Source organism: Oceanicoccus sp. KOV_DT_Chl, from assembly GCF_900120175.1.
In the GTDB taxonomy this organism is placed as follows: Bacteria; Pseudomonadota; Gammaproteobacteria; order Pseudomonadales; family Dasaniaceae; genus Oceanicoccus.
Genome location: NZ_FQLF01000002.1, coordinates 184137 through 201975 on the forward strand (window position 1 = coordinate 184137; position 17839 = coordinate 201975).

Below are 17839 nucleotides of genomic sequence, written 5' to 3' on the forward strand. Positions count from 1 at the left end.
TAAAATGGTGGTCTGAGTCGCGGGTTAATCTTCCATCTAGGAAAGAAAGATCTTCAGGTCAATATTTATTTTCCTATCAATATAAGCTTCATGATATAACAACCAGCCCCTTGTAAAGCAGTAACAAGTTTACAGTCATGCAAGCGACCAATGAAAGATACTAATCAGGTAGTTTTTTCTTCAATAATATCAGTGCGGTTCAATTAGCGGCAATTTCCAGTTTATTTGCCAGAGGGTTTTATGGATAAATTTGATCGAATTCAACAATTACACAGAATATTTAAATGTAATAGAAGACCAGTTCCTTTAACTGATCTATCAAAAGAACTTGAATGCTCTGCCCAAACAGTAAAACGCTCTATTGAGTCGATGAGAGACCATCTGAATGCACCAATTGAATTCAGTAGAGCTGACCATGGCTATCGGTATTTTCCATCAGATCAAGATTACGAACTACCAGGTTTATGGATGACCGGCCAAGAATTACAAAGCCTTGTGGTCATTGCACAGGCTATACACTCTATAGATGAAGGGCTACTGACCAAAGAGTTTGATATTTTTGAAAAGCAAGTTGAGAAACTCATGAGGGCACGAGGAATAGAATTGACCTCCGTCTCATCAAAAATAAAATGGCTTCCATTAGAAAAACATTTTACAAAGGCAGAGGTATTCACAAAAGCCAGTGAGGCATTGCTTTCTGGAGTACGTATGAATTTAAGTTATACCGACTACAGTCAAAATAAGACTAACCGAGAAATAAGCCCGCAGCAGCTAATATATTATCGTGAAAACTGGTATCTCGATGCATGGTGTCACCTTAGGAAAGAGCTGAGATCATTTATGTTAGCCCGCATGAGCAAGGTTGAATTGAATAAAAAAAAATCAAAGGAAGTATTGCATGCTAATCTGATTAATCATTATGCTCAATCTTACGGTATTTTTTCAGGTGAAGCTAAACATGAGGCCAAACTTATTTTTTCTCCCCCAGTGTCTTATGAAGTAGCTAACCAACAGTGGCACCCAGATCAAAAAAGCTGGTGGGAAGGTGACAAGTATCTATTATCATTCCCTTTTAATAAAGATAACGAGTTAGTCAGAGACATCCTCAAGTTCGGCGGATTAGTTGAGGTTCAAGCTCCGCCGGTGTTAAGGGATAAAATCAAAGAGCTCGCGGGCTCTGTCCTTGCGCTCTACAAATAACTGTATATACATACAGATCATATTTTGATAATCTCTTCAAGTATATTTTGCTCACTGCTAACCAATCGGTTGGCACCTATGAGGAGGGATTTATTATGACGGTAAAACACACACCAACTGAAGAGGTACACCAAGGGTCTAAAGGAGGCCAAACAGGATGTGGATTTGATACAACTGAAAATCCTAGCCACTGGGTGGCTAGTTCAGAAAAAATCACATGTGACAAGAATGGATGTAAAAACTGAACTTTTTAACTCTACTCTTTCTCTCATGTACTTGGACCAGACGCTCTTTAAATCATATGTGTTATTTTAAGGTTAAAAGATCTGATTGTCCGAAAAAACGCTTTATTTGTGATTCCTAATTTTTATTTAAATAAGATTGAATTTTCAAATAAGCCCCCCAGCTAAATGTGGTAACGCGGACAACGCCTTTTTACTATTATTACAGACCTTACTATAAACCAATCATAACAGAAGGAATTATTGATATGACCATTAAACCCGGCCCAAGCCAATCGCGGACTCAACAGGCAAGAAAGACAAACGTCAACGCGTGACACCTGAAAACAAACCTAAACATCAAAGCTTAAAAACTCACAAACATAAATAATTTTGACAAGGGAAAAAGCTCTATAATTAGAGCTTTTTCTATATGTTCACATCTCTACATCCTAGCCTCTTAGATCTATTTCAAACATATAGACAGCGTGCTACAAACAGACCTGATCGCTTGGCAAACACAACCTTCGCCGGTAGCTGGGTGAATGCCCCATGGTCAGGCTATTTCTTTTTATTATTCATTCAAGAACTACTCGCCACCAGTGGCTGCGCTCCACCTTAAGTTAACCTGAATCACTCAATGAACCATCTGAACTTGCAGTTCTTTTTTAGGCTAGCAAGGCTACGCTGCCTAGAACCATTCGGACCAACTCTACTTGGCGCCCTACCCCAAGTTTCGCAAAAATACGTTTTGAATACACACGCGCCGTATTTTCAGCAACGTCTAGCTTGAGAGCGACTTCACTCAACGTAAAACCATTGCAAAGTAACATCACCACATGGGCCTCTGTATCAGTAAGCCCAAACAGACATCGGATAAGCTGTGTGGATAAAACGTTATCACGCATTGGGTTACTGAGGTACACGATAACTTTTGGGCTTTTATCACTTTGATACAGTGCCGTATCAATTGACCGTATTAATAAACCAAGCTCCTCAAATCCCGCTGATAACCTGACAGGTTGAATATAGGGAATCGCTGGATGGCTATCACTCGCTGCTATCGCTTCCTGAATTGATTTATCCAAGGCCTCTTTGTCACGCTGAGAAAATAATCGGTTATTGAGTATGGTCAGGCTCTCATGCTTTCTCAGCATATTCTTGGCAACCTCATTACAATCTACTACTTCAGCATGACGATCAAGTAGAATCACTCCCAGTCCCAGTTTATCCAACGCTTGCTCAAACACCGAGCATTCCACTTCGCTGTGTTTGAGTCGAGCCAATACCGCTAGCGATTTTTCGAGGTGCGGCAAGAGCTCTAATAAAATTTCTTTGTCCGTTGAATTAAATGCAGATCGCTCTCCGCCACGCATCAATCCAATGGTACAAACCCAACCACTCGGTTCGGCAAAACACATACCTATTTGATGCTCAATGCCGTAGGGCTTCATTAAGCATTGATAGAAATCGCTTGCCTCCAATGCATCACGCTCAATAACCTCTTCAAGAATAAAGATATCACCAGACTGGCGAAGCAATTGATTGAGTGGGTCATCACCCAATAATCGAGCGTGATCAGCTTGAGCTTGACTGATTTGATTTTGAGTCAGAGGCTGCTCTCGATCCCAAATTATCATTGGTGACAAGTGCTGACTTCCAGTACGGAGCGTGATTGCCGCCACGTCAGAAGCCATAACTTCGCGCAAAGTCACTAATAGCTGCTGCCAAGGACTCTGTTCAAGTAAGCCGCTATAAATTAGAGGTATCAGCGATGACGAGGTATAGAGACCGTCTTCTTCCCGCAGATAATATGAGTTACATCGTTGTGTCAGCATAGGCACATCCTTGAATCTATAAAATGATACTTATAAGTATCATAATAACAAAATCACCTCAATATGCTACTTATAGTCGGTGTACCCATAGTCATCACCACAAGATCATGTAGATCACTTGTGGGAGGCGCAATGACAGATGAGGTTTTAGTAAAATTTGGAGAGTCCGTGAGAGCGCAAAGAAAACTCTGCGACCTAAATCAGGAACAGCTTGCCCATTTAGCGGAGTTGGATCGCACCTATATTGGCGGAGTTGAACGGGGTGAAAGAAATATTAGTTTGAGGAATATTGCTAGAGTCGCAAAAGCCCTTGGCGTACACCCTCGTGAACTATTCAATTTTGATATTTAACACCAAATAAGCTGTAAAATAAGCTGTATTGGTGTCATTACCAAGGGATACTGTCGGTCTAATTACCGAGCGACTTTGTCGTAATGAGCATATCAGCCAGTTGCTAAACTGGCTATGATTCATACACTTTTCTGCCGAGCTTGCGCTTTCTCTACTCGTAACGCAGTGGTGTTCATATTTTGCCTTAGCCATATACCTCTAACGCCATTGGGGCTGATATCAACACCCAGAGCAATTGTGAGCTTAAGTGCCACTTTCTGTTGACCAAGGTGTGGATGCTCAACTGAGAATTGCACAACGGCATCCTCGATTACCTTATCCACACAGTTTTTATGCCGCAGGTTGGGCGTTTCTTGTCGTTTTAAGGCTTCTGCACCGCCTTGCTTAACGAGTTTTAAATGGCGGTAAATAGTATCCCGCGAGACGCCACTTAAACGAGATGCTTCGGATACGTTACCCAGTTTTTCAACTAAGGCTAATACCTCTAACTTTTTCTGTATGGCTAAGTCTTCGGTAGCTAATTTACTTGGTTCAGTGACTTCTGAGACCTTGAGTTGTCGGCCCGCGAAGTGGGCAGTAAAGCCTTTCTTGCTGGTATTTCTGATTTCAATTTTTTGGTTTGCGATTGAATGTTTGAGCGGTGAATCAATAAGATAAAATTTATTACCATAGCTAAAGGTGTGATCATTGCGTATTTTCCGATGATCTTTGATGACGCAGATATCATCAAGGTTAACGTGAGGTGACAGTGGCGTTAATTCCGACTGTGTATGTTTGGTATTGACTTGGATCTTTAATTGCCAGAACTGCGGAATAAACACGTGTTTTAGGTACGCGTTGGCACTTGCCATGTCCTTGATATTATTGAGCCTCAGTTCAGGCACAAGGCGGTCTTGGAAGGTATCGAAGGCACGTTCAATACGCCCTTTTCCTTGCGGTGAATTAGCGAAGATAATTTCAATACCTAATTCCTCACAGGCCCGCTGCATTTGTGAGAAGTTACAACGCTTAGGGCCGCCGAAGATATCTGCTCTATCAACGTAAAGTGTTTTAAATAAGCCCTTCGTTTCAATGCAATCTCGCATGACCTTCAAGCAACCAACAGTGGTTTCAGAGGGGAAGAACTCTGCATGTACTTCGCTGGTGGCATCATCAATCATGGCAATTAAGCAGTGTTTTTTATCACCAAACCAACGATGCGGGCTACCGTCCATTTGCATCATTAAACCTGGCGCTTCCATACGCTCTCTGCGTTTACGAGCCTTACCGCGTCTGCGTTTAGCGCGTTTTACATGATGGATACTATGCGCCCAACCACGTAGCGTCTCGCGCTTTACTACAATGTGTTCGTTAACCTCTAGCTGCTCAGCAAGGTGTAGCAAATTCAAATCAAAATATTTGCCTTTGATTAAGGCTAGCACCGTTTTTTTAATCGAGGCGGGTGTTTTATTAGGCGGTGACTTTCCGCTGTTACCATGCACCGCGAATTGAATGCCGACTTGTTGATACCGCTTTACATAGCGTTCAATGGTGCGTCGAGACTTACTGAGTAATTTAGCTGCATTGGCAATTGTTATTCTGCCTTCAACGACTTTAGCAATTATATCAACGGTGAGTTGAGCTTTAGAATCCATCACAATCATCCTCAACATGCCTCTAGTATTCAAAAAAAGAACACTAACAAACATGTAAAAAAGAGACCGACAGTTTCCCTTGGTAATTAGCGATTACGACAGAATCGCTTGGTAATTAAGATACGACAAAGTCGCTTGGTGTTAACAAAATAAGCTGTATTGGCTCAGACTTGAGCTTACATAACTAAGTGCCTGGTGCATACAACATCGTATAGTCTATTCTCAGTTTGAAAGCAGACTATTTTTCAATAATAAATTGAAATGTACGGCAGTCGCTCTGTGCCAAAAGCGGACCTATTGGCCATATTGCTTGAGGAAAAAGCAGACATAAAACCGGTGTCCGTTTTATCGGGCCAGTTCCCCCGATGGTCCGTTAAACACGTTTTAAATGTTGCTTATTCATGAGCTATTTCTATAGGTTTAATTACACCAGCCATGGCCACACCCATTACACCTGTGAAAAATCCTATAAAAAACCAGCCAATTCTACTACGCCTCTTACCATTAGCAAGATAAGAACTAAGCGCACCAAAACATACCATAGTAAATAGCAACGCTATAGACTTATCGTACTGGTAGAAAAATATTGTGCCTACGAATATAAACGCAAAATACGATAATGCGAAAATAATTCTCTTTGCTGATTCCATTTTCAAAACTTCCTAAGACATTTAACAGTGTGTTTAACAGACCCGATGGTCCGTTAAACACGTTTTAAGCATTTTTCTCTATGCAAGCATAAGTACCTGCCAGTCCTTCCGGCAAAAAGGTGACGTCAACATTTTTTTGCCCAATATCAGTAATTGACCAGCCTTCTGTGAAGGTCGATCTTATATCTGACTCGGTAACTCCGCGGGGCGCGTTTGGAGTGGGTAGCGCAACAGCAAAATTTAGCATGTAGACCTTACCGCCGGGCTTTAATATGCTTTTTAATATATTGGAATATTTGATGCGTGCTTCATCATCAAGCATATGAAAGAAGCAGCAATCTAGTATTGTGCCAAACTTTGTTTCTAGCTCCTCTAGTTTGAAAGCATCGTGCACTTTGAAGGACAAATTATGGTGCGGAGAGGAAAACCTTTCCTTTGCCAAATCTATAGCCCTTGGCGCAAAGTCTACTCCTAGGACTTCAGAGCCTAAGCCCGCCACAAACTCTGATAAATCTCCGGTTCCGCAACCTAGATCCAAGACCGGGGAATCAGGGGCGGACTCAGAAAATACTTCCACGAAATACTTCTGAGGTTTTCCCACATCCCATGCGGGCTGGCCTTCATATTCTTCTTTAAACCGCTCAATCGACATTCCTGCTTGATTGTTCATACTTGCTCCTTGCTGGTGATGCTTAACAGTGTGTTTAACAGACCCGATGGTCCGTTAAACACGTTTTAAGTGTTTGTTGCGTATAACGTGCAATTAATCTGTTCGCTCATTTAAATAATTAATAGCTTTTTCGGTAAGCTCTAATGGTTTTGGCCCACCACCAGTAAGAAAACTAGTCATGTTTCCCGGACAGCCTTCTTTTTTGCCATTCACAAATTCAATTCCATGACCATCTCCACGGAAGTCATGCCAGTAATTAGCGACTAATCGTTTTCCTTGGAAAATTCGATATTGGTAATTACCAATAGCATCTCTATCCTTCTTATTTCTCTCTATTCGAAAGCTCATAACTTACCTACTGGTGACACTTAACGCCTCAATAATGGGCGAAAAAAGCAACGCTTTTTTGTCCAGCCGTAGGCGACATTGATTGACTTGTTAAGGCTTGTAGCCCACGTGATTTAACAATTTTCTTAGATCTTTACCAAAGTTCACATCGGTTCTTTGCGACTGATGGTAAAGAGCCTCCATACTTTCTATTGCTGGCATAAGTTCGATAACCATTGCGCACGGCTTAATTTCATTGCTGCCATATAGATAAACTATGTAACTATAACCAATTGCAAAGTGAGTATACATTGGTGATCTGAGCTGTATTACACCACTTTTATTCCCTTTGATTGGTTTAGCAATGCTGAAATCTACAGCGATTTCTCCACGCCGAACATTACTTTTAAGTTTACCGCCGATAACTGTTCCAAATAAAACATCGCTCGATTTTTCCAAGTGCCTGATTGGATCGAGAGAGTTTGGCGCGTCCAGGCACTCAGTTGCATTAACGGAGCAACTTAAAAGGGCAAATAGTAATGCGATGCTAAATTTCATAGGGCCTTAACAGTGTAATAGTACGGACCCTGCGGTCCGTAGATTAATTTTTATGAGTTGTCGCATATTAAAAACACCATACTTAAAGCACCAATAATTAATAGCACGATTGACCCCCACCACAAATAATAAAGTGCCGAAATAGTGACTCGTGTTTCCAGCTCCATGCGAGTTACGACAATTTTTATATCGTGCTCCAAAGCACCTATTGTGGCGATACCAAAACCATACAGTAGTGATATAGCTACAGATAATACTATGGGAAAATAAAGAGCAAATTGAATATTTGAAACATTTGGGTGCGCAAAATAATACGTAACTATTGAACCGGTGACAGCAAGGTAAAATGCATTGATTTTCAGAGATGTACTGAAATAATACTTATACAAATCCATGTATAGCGCATACCGCTCCCACAACCATCCATTTTTATTTTCGTCATTCATAATGATGGAGCCTAAATTTGATTGTACTCATAACGCCCACATAAAAGGCCGACCGATAGGGAGGTCCAGCGCAACGAAGTGGAGCAGTTTTTGATGTGTTTGTTAAATGTTTACTGGACAAGAAACTCCTTTGGAAGTATTTGCTCAGGTTCAGTTTGGAAAAACATAGATGTAGCACCGACGCCTTTTGCACCACTATAGTAGTTGGCGACTGCAAAAGCCGGCCCATTTTCATACTCAAGAATACCTATGATATAGCATGACTTTGCACCTAAGGCTTTGGTACTTAAAACTGAGGCGCTCTTTAATGGGCCAAAAAATTGCTCTATTTGTCCGAGTGCTTGTGCTTGACTGAGAGATCTTGTGTCGTTTTCCAAAGGGCCGTTTTTGAGAACACGCTTCATGAAGGCTGTCCCGCCTTCTTTTTTATACACTTCAACAGCAGCCGCAAACTCTTTCGAGGCACTATCACAAACACCTGCGGCATGCGAACTTAGACTTAGGACACTTAAAGTAGCTATCAAGAACATTTTCTTCATTTTTATTCCTTTTAGAGTTGTGCACGATTGCTTGCAGATACATTTAACAGTGTAATAGTACGGACCCTGCGGTCCGTAGATTAATTTTTATGCATTTTTAATACGCCTTCACCCAGCCTTTTTTAGCTTTATAAATACTGAATACTACTACAAGTAAAAATAACACAACCTCATAGGCATAGTATTGAGTTTCCTTAATATTAAGGATTAGGACAACCGGGACCCCAACACCAACAGCGTTATAGTACTGCCATAAATGGTAGTTAATTTTACCTTCGGTTGTTTTTATGCCGAAGGTACTTAAATACAATTTCTCAATAAGGACAAGTACTATCCAAAAGCATAGGAATATTGGTATATAAAACTCATTCAGGAACACGATCTTGATTCCATTTTATGCATAACGCCTTTGTAACGGGCAGCATTGCTGCGAAGCAGCGCTTAATGCTGTCCAGCCCGAAGGGCGATCGTTGACAAACTTGTTAGGCTTCATCGTCAATTGTGTACTCGCTACTTGCAACACTACATACCAACAAACCGAATATGATAATGACCATGAAATAAGCGCTTAATTCGATTGCCTCGATAGAACTGAAGCCCGGAAACGAAAAGTCTCTGTTGTGTTTCACATGTGCCAGGTAGAAGCAATAACCTGAAGCCCCATAAAGTGAGGCAACGGCGGTAACGAGTTTTGCATTATGTAAAAATATTCTCCGAGCATATTTGAAGACAAAACACCCAAAGCACATCAATGTCGCTGTTGCGATTAACTCAAGCGAGCCTGATAAAAAACTCATAGGATATAGCGTAAGAAAAAATAGGCAGCTTATGAGAGGCTTAGAATGTATCTTCTTCCCATCATCCAGTTGCTGCTTATATTTCTCTAGATTGAAATATTTCACTATTCAGAGCCTAACGCCGCCATAACCGGCCGGAGCACGCAGTGCGGAGGTCCAGCCAGCTTTGCTGGCGATGGTTGATGGCCTTGTTAGGCATTTGCCACCTCGATTAACTTTGCACTTGGCTTTTTCTCTGATAACACATGAAGAAGATCATTCATGGCTATAAAGGCGAAGTGCGTTACTTTATGATTTTTGTACTCTTCTTCTGTATGCGTGCTTGCTGCATATAAATCAGCCCACTTTGAATCGGGCACAATCAATGTTGGGTATGTCCAGTTAGTGAAAGTATCTTTTGAGCACTTTGGAAGAATATCAGGTAGATCAATTATGCCATATGACTCATCTTCCCATTGCAGGGCAATAGGTTCTGAGAAAGTCAGCTCAAGATCTTTATTGCAACCACCGATAACTCTGGAAAAGTGCATGGTCACAATCAAACGAGCGTCACGCTCAGAAATCCACTGATAAGATATATCTGAACAGGGAACATCCAGCTCTTTAAATGCTTCCCACTTAATGGTTATCTCCCTGTGTGCCTAACAGTGCAATAGTACGGACCCTGCGGTCCGTAGATTAATTTTTATGTGATTGATCGTAGTTTAGCAATAATTTCATTTAATATTTCAACGCCCATTGTTTTAGCTACAAGTTCGTTCATTTCGCCGCCTAGAAACTCCTGCCAAGAAACTATTTTGCACCCTGAACCGTGAGAGTGACGACCATACGCAGAAATAACGGTTTGATTATCCATGATTGATGCCTGATACAGTTCTTTATCTGGCTCATCGATTTTCCAATTTTGAATTGGTTTCGGAGGAATATAATTCATTTTAGTATTTCACATAACAGTGTGTTTAACAGACCCGATGGTCCGTTAAACACGTTTTAGGCCAATTTTCGCTAGGGCCGGAAGGCTGCCAGCTATTTGCGATCTCTTTGGCTTTTGATAGGTCTGTTAGATTTAGAGTACGCTCACAGTAACCAGCGGTATCAGTTGCTGGTTTGTGAGCCAGTGAGCCCGGGCCTCTGCTGTACTTAACAGCACGGAATGTCCAAGCACAACCATTAATCAGGTCTTCGGGGCCAAGCTGGCCCGAGCCATACATTTGACCTAGATTGTGCATTGCTTGAGGCTCTCCGAGATTGGCAGACTTAAGATAAAGCTCGTGGGCTTTTTGGCGGTCTTGAGGTACGCCTAAGCCAAGATCATAGAGGTAGGCGAGATTATTTATAGCCAGCTCATTATTCTGCGCGGCTGCTTTTTCATACCAGAACATAGCTTCATTGTACCGTTCTTCCGCTTGGTAGATACTGCCCATACTATTTTGTGCTTCCGGGTGCCCGGCCTCTGCTGCCTTCTTGTACCATTTCTCCGTTTCTTTTCCGCTACGTGGAACGCCGTAGCCGAAGTCATATAACCCACCTAATTCAAATTGCGACTCTCTATCTCCTGCTTCAGCTTTTTGAATCAACTCTTGTATTTCAGGAGACGGAGGCGTGGCGGCACAGCTCGCAAGAAGTATTATTGATATAAAGAGATATATGAGTTCCTTCATCGAAGCTCGATTCCTTAAGGGGCCTAACAGTGTGTTTAACAGACCCGATGGTCCGTTAAACACGTTTTAAGTGTTTTATCTACGCTGTATGTTTAATCTTAATTTTGCAGCATACGGCAAATACTTACGCTGCATTTTATATTGTATTTCAGTGAGCAATGAATAAAGTACTTCTCGCTCATCAATTTCCCGAACTGCAATTAAACCCATATTCAGTTCCTCGAGGCGATCAGGTGATGATTTTTCTAAAATCACCTCCAAACAGTACTCTAGCTGGATACGAATCATTTCCTGCCACGGCAACTTAAACCTAGCAAGTTCGGATAACGCTTTCTTGATCGATTCTTCCATCTCGTTTGACACTTAACAGTGTAATAGTACGGACCCTGCGGTCCGTAGATTAATTTTTATGTGTTTGAACTATATGCACGCACGACCTCTACAACTTGGACCGTATAGGATTTATACCATTTAGATTGGCCTTTACCTTGTGCAGATAAGTGCTCCGAGTTTTGTTTCCACTTCTTTATTTGTGATTCATTATCCCAGTATGAAATGGCAATCTCAGTATTCCCTTCTGTGCTAGCTATAAATTCCTTGCAGCCGTATTCATTTATAGCGAGGTCTCTCATTCTCTCGGCCATTGCTGAATACTCCGAATCTAGTTCTGAAATCTCTGCCCGAAATATTACAGCGAACATTTATACTTTATTCCTTGTAGACACATAACGCCGCCATAAATTGCCGCTTGAAGCGCAGCGTAAAGCGGTCGATTTGATGGCTTTGTTAGCTTTGACACTACTTAAGTTGAACACCGTTTATACTCATTGATAAATTAAAATATGCTTCTTTGACTGTTTTGGTCATATGTTTTGACGTTTGGTATTTACCAACTCCATTTTCCGTACTCACCAACCAGTATGTTTCGCCATTTATTTTTGGCAATATATGGTTCAGCGGAATCATACGACCTTTAACAATATCGCCACACCAAGGGACCGAAACTTCTACGTTGCCCAGTTTAGGATCAGTAAATTTAAATGAGCTAGTTTGACCTGATTTTTCAGAACCAACCTCCCGAACGTCCCAGTAGTTTCCGCGCTCAGCGCATAAAGCATCGTAGTATTCTTCGCACTTTAATTCCATACTCATCTCCTGCTCTTGGAAGGCAAGGCTAACGATTATGTTTTTATCAATTGGTTTCGGTTCACGCTCTACTTTCATATCTATGCATTCATAGACCCCGCACCCACTTAACACGAGCATTGATAACAATAATAGTTTCTTCATGGCACTCATGACAGCTAACAGTGTAATAGTACGGACCCTGCGGTCCGTAGATTAATTTTTATGAGTGTTCTCGTGCATTACTCGCTCACCATGTCCAATAGCTTTAACCCTAAGTGGGTTGCGGTACCAGATACAGTTTGAGGTTGCACTAAATTGGCTTTCACGGATGTAGTATGATTTGTAACTACATGCCTGCCAGAAACAGCCCAAAATATGTTTTGCCAGTATTCAACATCACCTTGCTCGAAGACTATTGATAACTCACGACCTTGTGCCTGATTGTTCGGTGGGGAGGTATTTGGAACTTTGGCTATTTTATTCGTATAAAGCTCAGGCTTTGAGTAAAAATGAAGGACTTTTATATGAGAAGGAGTGAACTCATTCAGAATATCTAGAAGTACATATAGTTCATCTTCATTGGCGTCTGATTTAAGGGCGACATTAATAATGAAGTTTTTCAGATGCGTAAGTTTATCGTTTTGACTTGTTATTGCAGCGGTTTGAATAGAGCGGAGAACTAGTGCCGAAAACTCCTGTTTGTTGGCAAGCTGCTCAAGATCAATTTTATCTGAATTTGCTAGCACGATCAGGCGTTGTTCAACACTGGCGACCCAGGCCTCCATGCGCTTTTGCACAGGTGGAGAGATCAAGGAATGAAGCACCGCTTGACCTGCTGGAATCAAACTAGTTACAGCTTCAGCTAGCCGGTAGACTTTGTCCCCTTCTGGTTCTACATCGGGAAATACATCAACATCCTTATTCATCATTCAATCTCATTGATACTCATAACGCCGACAGCAGGGGCCGAAAACCAGAGCGAAGCGGCGGTTTTTTTGGACCCTCTGGCTGGCCTTGCTAAGCGGGCTCATGATTGACCCAGCTTATGGAATAATCTGTTTCGCTATCTATTGTCGTTACTGCTTCTCTGCCTACACCTAGAAAGCCAACTCTTATGGGGTTTTTTGCGAGAGGATTATGCACAAGGATGTACCCGCTGCCATTTTTTTCGGCTCTATTGCAACAGTCAGAGTTGGAATATAGTACTGCGCTAATTCCTGCGTAGTCCGGGTTATGGAACATATCAATTGGAACGTTAGCTCCGTTACTTTTTGCCACTGTCTCTTTATAGTGATATCCACCACCAACCACATCACCGGACTCCCTGTCGAATTCTACGTACTGACTCCCTATGGAGAGAAGTGCACTAACTATTCTAGGCATTGGCAGTTCTAAACTTGCTCCCGGAATCTGAGAGCTGTTTAGTGCGATTATATAGGGTTCATCGTTTGTAATGATTCCTGCCTCGATATAGCGATGATATTTTCTATGCTTCTCTTCAACAGATGCCGTATATCGGAGTGCTATAAGATCACTATCAATGGATGTGGCAATTCCCGTAACAATTTCGGGCACCCTATCTGGGCTATCTTCATTGCCCTGAGTTGGCGATATTGCCTCTATCCATATTGAATTATCAACTTTAATGTCAGGCCCTGGCTTTGGGCACTCGATTCCTTTTCCAAGCTCTAACAAGATGCATGTAAGATCCATCTCCCAGAATCTTGCGCTAAAATCTCTTTGAAATTCCGTAACGAAGTGTTCGTCAGCATAAGGCTCATATGTTTTCCACATATTGAGACAAAGCTGGCGAGCGCGAATCATCATAGGAGTATCAGAGTCTCTAACATTCCTATAAATCTGACTGTTTGCTTCGTTGGTATTGAAAAGTTCCATTTTTTCGCTTAACGCCTATGTGCAGCGGCTGGCGGTACGCCAGTCGCGACTGCCACGCATTGTTATGAAGTTGTATTGGCACGATGCTCACTAATGGTATCCGATACAGGCCTCATTGATTCTAGCCACTCTGCTGTGTGCTGCAGGGCACTCCAGTCAAAATCTTTTTGTAGGTAAATACAATGTATATTGACTTTCGGTCTTCGTCGCTGCGTAGTAGAAACGATGGCTTTGTGGGGTACGGAACCGTAGCGCCTCCACCGTGGCCCTCCTTTTTAAGTTGCATATATATACTATCAAGCGAAACTTGAGTCCAGGTGTAGGGATGGCCACCTGTAAACACAGCATACTCGCTAGCCGGATGATTCAGCGAACTTAAAAACCGCTCGAGTTTTCGGGCTGCGCCACTTTGAAATATGCGATAGATATATACGTATAAAACTATCGGCATAGCCACGAAAACCGATATCACTAGGCCAAGAACTATATTCTCCATAAGACCTCATAACAGTGTAATAGTACGGACCCTGCGGTCCGTAGATTAATTTTTATGCCTTACCACCACGATGGAGCCTCACTTGATGCAGAGAAACCAGCTTGGAGAAGGCTATTTAATAAATTGTCATCTTGTACGAGACACATGCCCTCATGACCAATTGTGGCCGCCAACCAAGATGATTCAGAGTTTTTATAGAGTGCTAGGCTATCACAGTTTTTCTTTAGCTCGGAGTGTGCAGAACGAAAGGTGTTAATGCTTGACTCATTAGCTGGGACAAGCGAAGTACAATTGGGCTGAAAACCATTTTCGTATGTGGTGACTGGAATTAGTGATTTAGTGTTTTCAGTTACCTCAAAGCTTGCCAACTTTGATGCTGATGACTCTGGATACAGCCAAGCACAAATAGAAAGCTCAGTAGAGCCTGCTAAAAAAGATAACAATTGAATTTGGCGACTAAAGTCCTTTTCTTCTACGTAAATCATAATTTCCTAAGAGGCATAACAGTGTAATAGTACGGACCCTGCGGTCCGTAGATTAATTTTTAAGTGTTTTCATAGCTTAGTTTAACCATGAACAATTTTATAGCAGCCCAAGTTACCACAACAAATGAACCTATGTGAGTTAAGTTTTGACCATTAATCTCTATGCTGTAACCAATATCTGTTAATAAAGCCATATACCCACAAACTATTACAACTAATTGAAAATACGCGCTCAATTTAAGCATATGCTTGCTGAGCGAAGTTGTATTTTTTACACCCCAAATAGCCACGATATTCCAAGCTATAAAAAACGACCAAAGGACGTGCGTAAAAATCGGATTTGAATTTTGGATTGCCATAGCCTCAGCGTAAATGAATACGAGAGTTGCTAACATATAAATCATGAGGACGAGGTGGGGCATGGTTTTATACACTTAACGCCAAGCTAAATGGACCGAAAAGCCACAGGCTTTTTGTGTCCATTTGAGCGTTTTGTTATGTTTTTTCTCGGCCACTAAAAAGAACCTTGTTAAGTGCCGCACCATTAATATGGCAGGCAATTACCATTGCGACGTATCCAGACCATATAAATAATCCATATCCATCCATGAACTGAATAATAGAGGCTAAATCATCAAAGCCAATACTTTCAAATAAATAATGTAATGCCCATCCCATCGTTACAAACAATAGATATAAGGCGATATTCCATGGCAGCCCAAGCAATGCAAATATAATGAGCACTAACCAAGCAGAGGGTTCAGTGCCTTTACCTTGGAAAATGATCAAAAGGAAAATACTCGCAGGGAGGCTCAATATCAATCCGTTGAAAAACTTCATTACCTGCTTACTCTCCACTCTCTGAAACATAACGCCAAGTGAATGGGCCGCGTTGCTGTGAAACAGCGCTTTTAGCGGTCCAGCCCGAAGGGCGATCATTGCACGTTTTGTTAAGTGTTTGCACCCATTGCCCAAATATCAATGCTGCCGTTAATGGCGAATACAACAGCAGCAACAATTATTGATGTTGAGCTAAGTGCATATGTGCCAATTAATGCGCCGAGATATGACGCACGTTCTTTGCTTGTACCTTGAGCCAATTGTTCAAAGTTTATCAGCTTCATGGCTAGTGGAGAGCTCCTTATTAAGTACAAGCCAACTGCCAAAACAATTGGTAATGAGCTCCACACTAACATTTGATAGAAAACATTGAAGTTGCACTCTATATAGAAACCGCCCCACATTAACCAGAAACAATAGGCGTTTAAAATATTAATAACTATCAAATATGGTAGATGCATGACTGACACTTAACGCCAAGGTAATGGGCAGCTTTGTGGCGAAGCCACGCTTAAAGCTGTCCAGCCGAAGGCGACATTGACCGTTTTGTTATACCTTTTGGCAGATACTCTTTTACACTAGAGAAGCATCTGCCAGAACAGTATGTTGTGTTGTAGTTTTGAGCTTTTTCTAAAGTGCTTATTTCATGCTCGGTTAAATTAGCTTTATTTTCAACGAACCCTTCTATATTTGATTCTATTCGTTCATCCATAACTTCAATGACTTCGCGGATTTCCCCCTTTCTGAGGGCAGTGGCAATACCAATTTGCCAAGATGCATCAATCCAATAATTATCATGATGAATTTTGGCGAGCTGATCAATGGACTCCAAGGACGATCTGCTTTCGAAGTAACCGCCTATGTAAAATCCAATACATAGAAGGATTAACCCACCTGCAATATTATTCTTCAATGATGCTTCATCCTTGTTTTAGGTATAACAGTGTAATAGTACGGACCCTGCGGTCCGTAGATTAATTTTTAATGCCTGGACTAGCAATCTGGACCATCTCGACCAGAAAGGCCACAAACTTCAATATCTTCATAGTAAAACGCAGCCTCCGAACTCCCCATTTTCTTTGCCTTAGCAAAAGATTCAAGCGCAAGCTTTTTACTTTGAGGAATCCCTAAAGTAGCGTTTCCTTTTCGGTATGCTTTACCAATTGTAACTAGGGCATCCCTATTTTCATACTCAGCAGCCATTTTTAACCACATGCCTGAAAATTTGTAATCTCGCTCTGCATAAATTAGCCCAGTTTTATAGAGACTATATAAATTGTACATTTGCTGAGAGTCGCCTAGTGCGGCTTTTTCAAGGGCTTGGGTGCGGGCAAGCTTTATATTTTTTAGTATCTTAGGGTCAGCTTCGACCGGATGAAACTTCAGCTCCGGAGACTGTTTTATTAGCTGCTCAAGAGCAGACTCTGCTAGCACTTGACCGCATAAAACCAAAAATATAAGAACTATAAATTTACGCATATGTTTCGTTACTGTGTGGCATTAACAGTGTAATAGTACGGACCCTGCGGTCCGTAGATTAATTTTTAGGTGTGACTGATTTCATTAAGAAACTCATTTATTGCCACCTTTAGCTCATTGTCGTTTGTTCTGGCTGCTTCGGTATTTGCTTCAGTGGCCAGCTGCTGCGCCTTACTTGTGTTCTTTTGCTCCAGGTAACTTTCCGCCATGGCAAACTTGATTGATGCAGAATACTCTGGGAGAGCGAGCTTAGTAGAGCAAATCAAACCTTGTTGGTAGGCTTGCAGTGCCTCTTCATGACTCTCTGAAAAATCACCTAGAGCTTCCCATTGCAGCGGGTGATCCAGATCACTGCCTTCATGACTTTGGCACAGCTCTTTCAATGCGTCATATGCCTCCGAGTCTGCCTGATCATTTTCAGCTGCAGAAGCATTGGCTATATCTAGTGCTAGACCATGAACTACATCGTAAAGTGGTGCGACCATTTTTTACACCTAACAGTGTAATAGTACGGACCCTGCGGTCCGTAGATTAATTTTTATGTGCTGAATTTGACATACTGAAATACAATTAACCACATAAACCAAAGATTATTAATTAAGAGGCTTAACTGAAAAACCTCG

General features: G+C 41.6%; 24 protein-coding genes. 2 read left to right on the plus strand and 22 right to left on the minus strand.

Going from position 1 to position 17839, the window contains the following annotated elements; genetic code table 11:
• Nucleotides 1–240 precede the first annotated feature (240 nt).
• Entirely contained in the window at nucleotides 241–1200 is a 960-nt protein-coding gene (locus tag UNITIG_RS04465) for a YafY family protein (RefSeq protein ID WP_101757306.1), read from the plus strand.
• 889 nt (nucleotides 1201–2089) lie between these two features.
• Here UNITIG_RS04465 and UNITIG_RS04470 read toward each other — a convergent pair.
• Nucleotides 2090–3259, minus strand: a complete 1170-nt coding sequence (locus UNITIG_RS04470) for a helix-turn-helix transcriptional regulator (RefSeq protein ID WP_101757307.1) — start codon at nucleotides 3257–3259, stop codon at nucleotides 2090–2092.
• A 132-nt stretch (nucleotides 3260–3391) separates the two neighbouring features.
• Between UNITIG_RS04470 and UNITIG_RS04475 the strand changes: the two genes are divergently transcribed.
• Nucleotides 3392–3610 carry a helix-turn-helix domain-containing protein gene (locus UNITIG_RS04475; RefSeq protein ID WP_101757308.1) on the plus strand — a complete coding sequence of 73 codons (219 nt, stop codon included), beginning with the start codon at nucleotides 3392–3394 and terminating at the stop codon, nucleotides 3608–3610.
• Nucleotides 3611–3729: 119 nt separating this feature from the next.
• Here the strand turns inward: UNITIG_RS04475 and UNITIG_RS04480 are convergent, their stop codons facing one another.
• From UNITIG_RS04480 to UNITIG_RS04595, 21 genes are all read right to left on the minus strand, one after another.
• Nucleotides 3730–5253: an ISNCY family transposase gene (locus UNITIG_RS04480; protein ID WP_101757309.1), complete on the minus strand. Its 1524-nt coding sequence runs from the start codon at nucleotides 5251–5253 to the stop codon at nucleotides 3730–3732.
• Nucleotides 5254–5639: 386 nt separating this feature from the next.
• Nucleotides 5640–5894, minus strand: a complete 255-nt coding sequence (locus UNITIG_RS04485) for a hypothetical protein (RefSeq protein ID WP_101757310.1) — start codon at nucleotides 5892–5894, stop codon at nucleotides 5640–5642.
• A 64-nt stretch (nucleotides 5895–5958) separates the two neighbouring features.
• Nucleotides 5959–6564: a class I SAM-dependent methyltransferase gene (locus UNITIG_RS04490; protein WP_101757311.1), complete on the minus strand. Its 606-nt coding sequence runs from the start codon at nucleotides 6562–6564 to the stop codon at nucleotides 5959–5961.
• A gap of 93 nt (nucleotides 6565–6657) precedes the next feature.
• A complete protein-coding gene (locus tag UNITIG_RS04495) occupies nucleotides 6658–6912 on the minus strand; it encodes a hypothetical protein (RefSeq protein WP_101757312.1) in 255 nt (84 codons plus the stop codon).
• Nucleotides 6913–7002: 90 nt separating this feature from the next.
• Nucleotides 7003–7449, minus strand: coding sequence for a hypothetical protein (locus UNITIG_RS04500; RefSeq protein ID WP_101757313.1), 447 nt, complete (start codon nucleotides 7447–7449; stop codon nucleotides 7003–7005).
• 50 nt (nucleotides 7450–7499) lie between these two features.
• Entirely contained in the window at nucleotides 7500–7895 is a 396-nt protein-coding gene (locus UNITIG_RS04505; protein WP_101757314.1) for a hypothetical protein, read from the minus strand.
• Nucleotides 7896–8005: 110 nt separating this feature from the next.
• Entirely contained in the window at nucleotides 8006–8434 is a 429-nt protein-coding gene (locus UNITIG_RS04510) for a hypothetical protein (protein WP_101757315.1), read from the minus strand.
• A 988-nt stretch (nucleotides 8435–9422) separates the two neighbouring features.
• Nucleotides 9423–9773, minus strand: a complete 351-nt coding sequence (locus tag UNITIG_RS04525) for a hypothetical protein (RefSeq protein WP_145999088.1) — start codon at nucleotides 9771–9773, stop codon at nucleotides 9423–9425.
• Between the two features lie 143 nt (nucleotides 9774–9916).
• Nucleotides 9917–10165 carry a hypothetical protein gene (locus tag UNITIG_RS04530; RefSeq protein ID WP_101757319.1) on the minus strand — a complete coding sequence of 83 codons (249 nt, stop codon included), beginning with the start codon at nucleotides 10163–10165 and terminating at the stop codon, nucleotides 9917–9919.
• Nucleotides 10166–10190: 25 nt separating this feature from the next.
• On the minus strand, nucleotides 10191–10892 hold the full coding sequence (locus UNITIG_RS04535; protein WP_101757320.1) for a tetratricopeptide repeat protein: 702 nt from the start codon (nucleotides 10890–10892) through the stop codon (nucleotides 10191–10193).
• A gap of 75 nt (nucleotides 10893–10967) precedes the next feature.
• Complete coding sequence (locus tag UNITIG_RS04540; protein ID WP_101757321.1) at nucleotides 10968–11243, minus strand: hypothetical protein; 276 nt, start codon at nucleotides 11241–11243, stop codon at nucleotides 10968–10970.
• A 447-nt stretch (nucleotides 11244–11690) separates the two neighbouring features.
• Entirely contained in the window at nucleotides 11691–12116 is a 426-nt protein-coding gene (locus UNITIG_RS04550) for a hypothetical protein (protein WP_145999089.1), read from the minus strand.
• A 143-nt stretch (nucleotides 12117–12259) separates the two neighbouring features.
• Nucleotides 12260–12949, minus strand: a complete 690-nt coding sequence (locus UNITIG_RS04555) for a hypothetical protein (RefSeq protein ID WP_101757324.1) — start codon at nucleotides 12947–12949, stop codon at nucleotides 12260–12262.
• Between the two features lie 88 nt (nucleotides 12950–13037).
• Nucleotides 13038–13916, minus strand: a complete 879-nt coding sequence (locus UNITIG_RS04560) for a hypothetical protein (RefSeq protein ID WP_101757325.1) — start codon at nucleotides 13914–13916, stop codon at nucleotides 13038–13040.
• A 555-nt stretch (nucleotides 13917–14471) separates the two neighbouring features.
• Complete coding sequence (locus tag UNITIG_RS04570; RefSeq protein WP_101757327.1) at nucleotides 14472–14897, minus strand: hypothetical protein; 426 nt, start codon at nucleotides 14895–14897, stop codon at nucleotides 14472–14474.
• A gap of 59 nt (nucleotides 14898–14956) precedes the next feature.
• The gene (locus UNITIG_RS04575; protein ID WP_145999090.1) at nucleotides 14957–15292 is read right to left on the minus strand and encodes a hypothetical protein; all 336 of its coding nucleotides are present in this window, start codon (nucleotides 15290–15292) and stop codon (nucleotides 14957–14959) included.
• A 100-nt stretch (nucleotides 15293–15392) separates the two neighbouring features.
• A complete protein-coding gene (locus UNITIG_RS04580) occupies nucleotides 15393–15737 on the minus strand; it encodes a hypothetical protein (protein WP_145999091.1) in 345 nt (114 codons plus the stop codon).
• A 110-nt stretch (nucleotides 15738–15847) separates the two neighbouring features.
• Nucleotides 15848–16198 carry a hypothetical protein gene (locus tag UNITIG_RS23040; protein WP_159931089.1) on the minus strand — a complete coding sequence of 117 codons (351 nt, stop codon included), beginning with the start codon at nucleotides 16196–16198 and terminating at the stop codon, nucleotides 15848–15850.
• Between the two features lie 50 nt (nucleotides 16199–16248).
• On the minus strand, nucleotides 16249–16650 hold the full coding sequence (locus UNITIG_RS04585; RefSeq protein ID WP_101757330.1) for a hypothetical protein: 402 nt from the start codon (nucleotides 16648–16650) through the stop codon (nucleotides 16249–16251).
• A gap of 80 nt (nucleotides 16651–16730) precedes the next feature.
• Complete coding sequence (locus tag UNITIG_RS04590; protein ID WP_101757331.1) at nucleotides 16731–17216, minus strand: sel1 repeat family protein; 486 nt, start codon at nucleotides 17214–17216, stop codon at nucleotides 16731–16733.
• Between the two features lie 65 nt (nucleotides 17217–17281).
• Nucleotides 17282–17701, minus strand: coding sequence for a hypothetical protein (locus tag UNITIG_RS04595; RefSeq protein ID WP_101757332.1), 420 nt, complete (start codon nucleotides 17699–17701; stop codon nucleotides 17282–17284).
• Nucleotides 17702–17839: the final 138 nt, after the last annotated feature.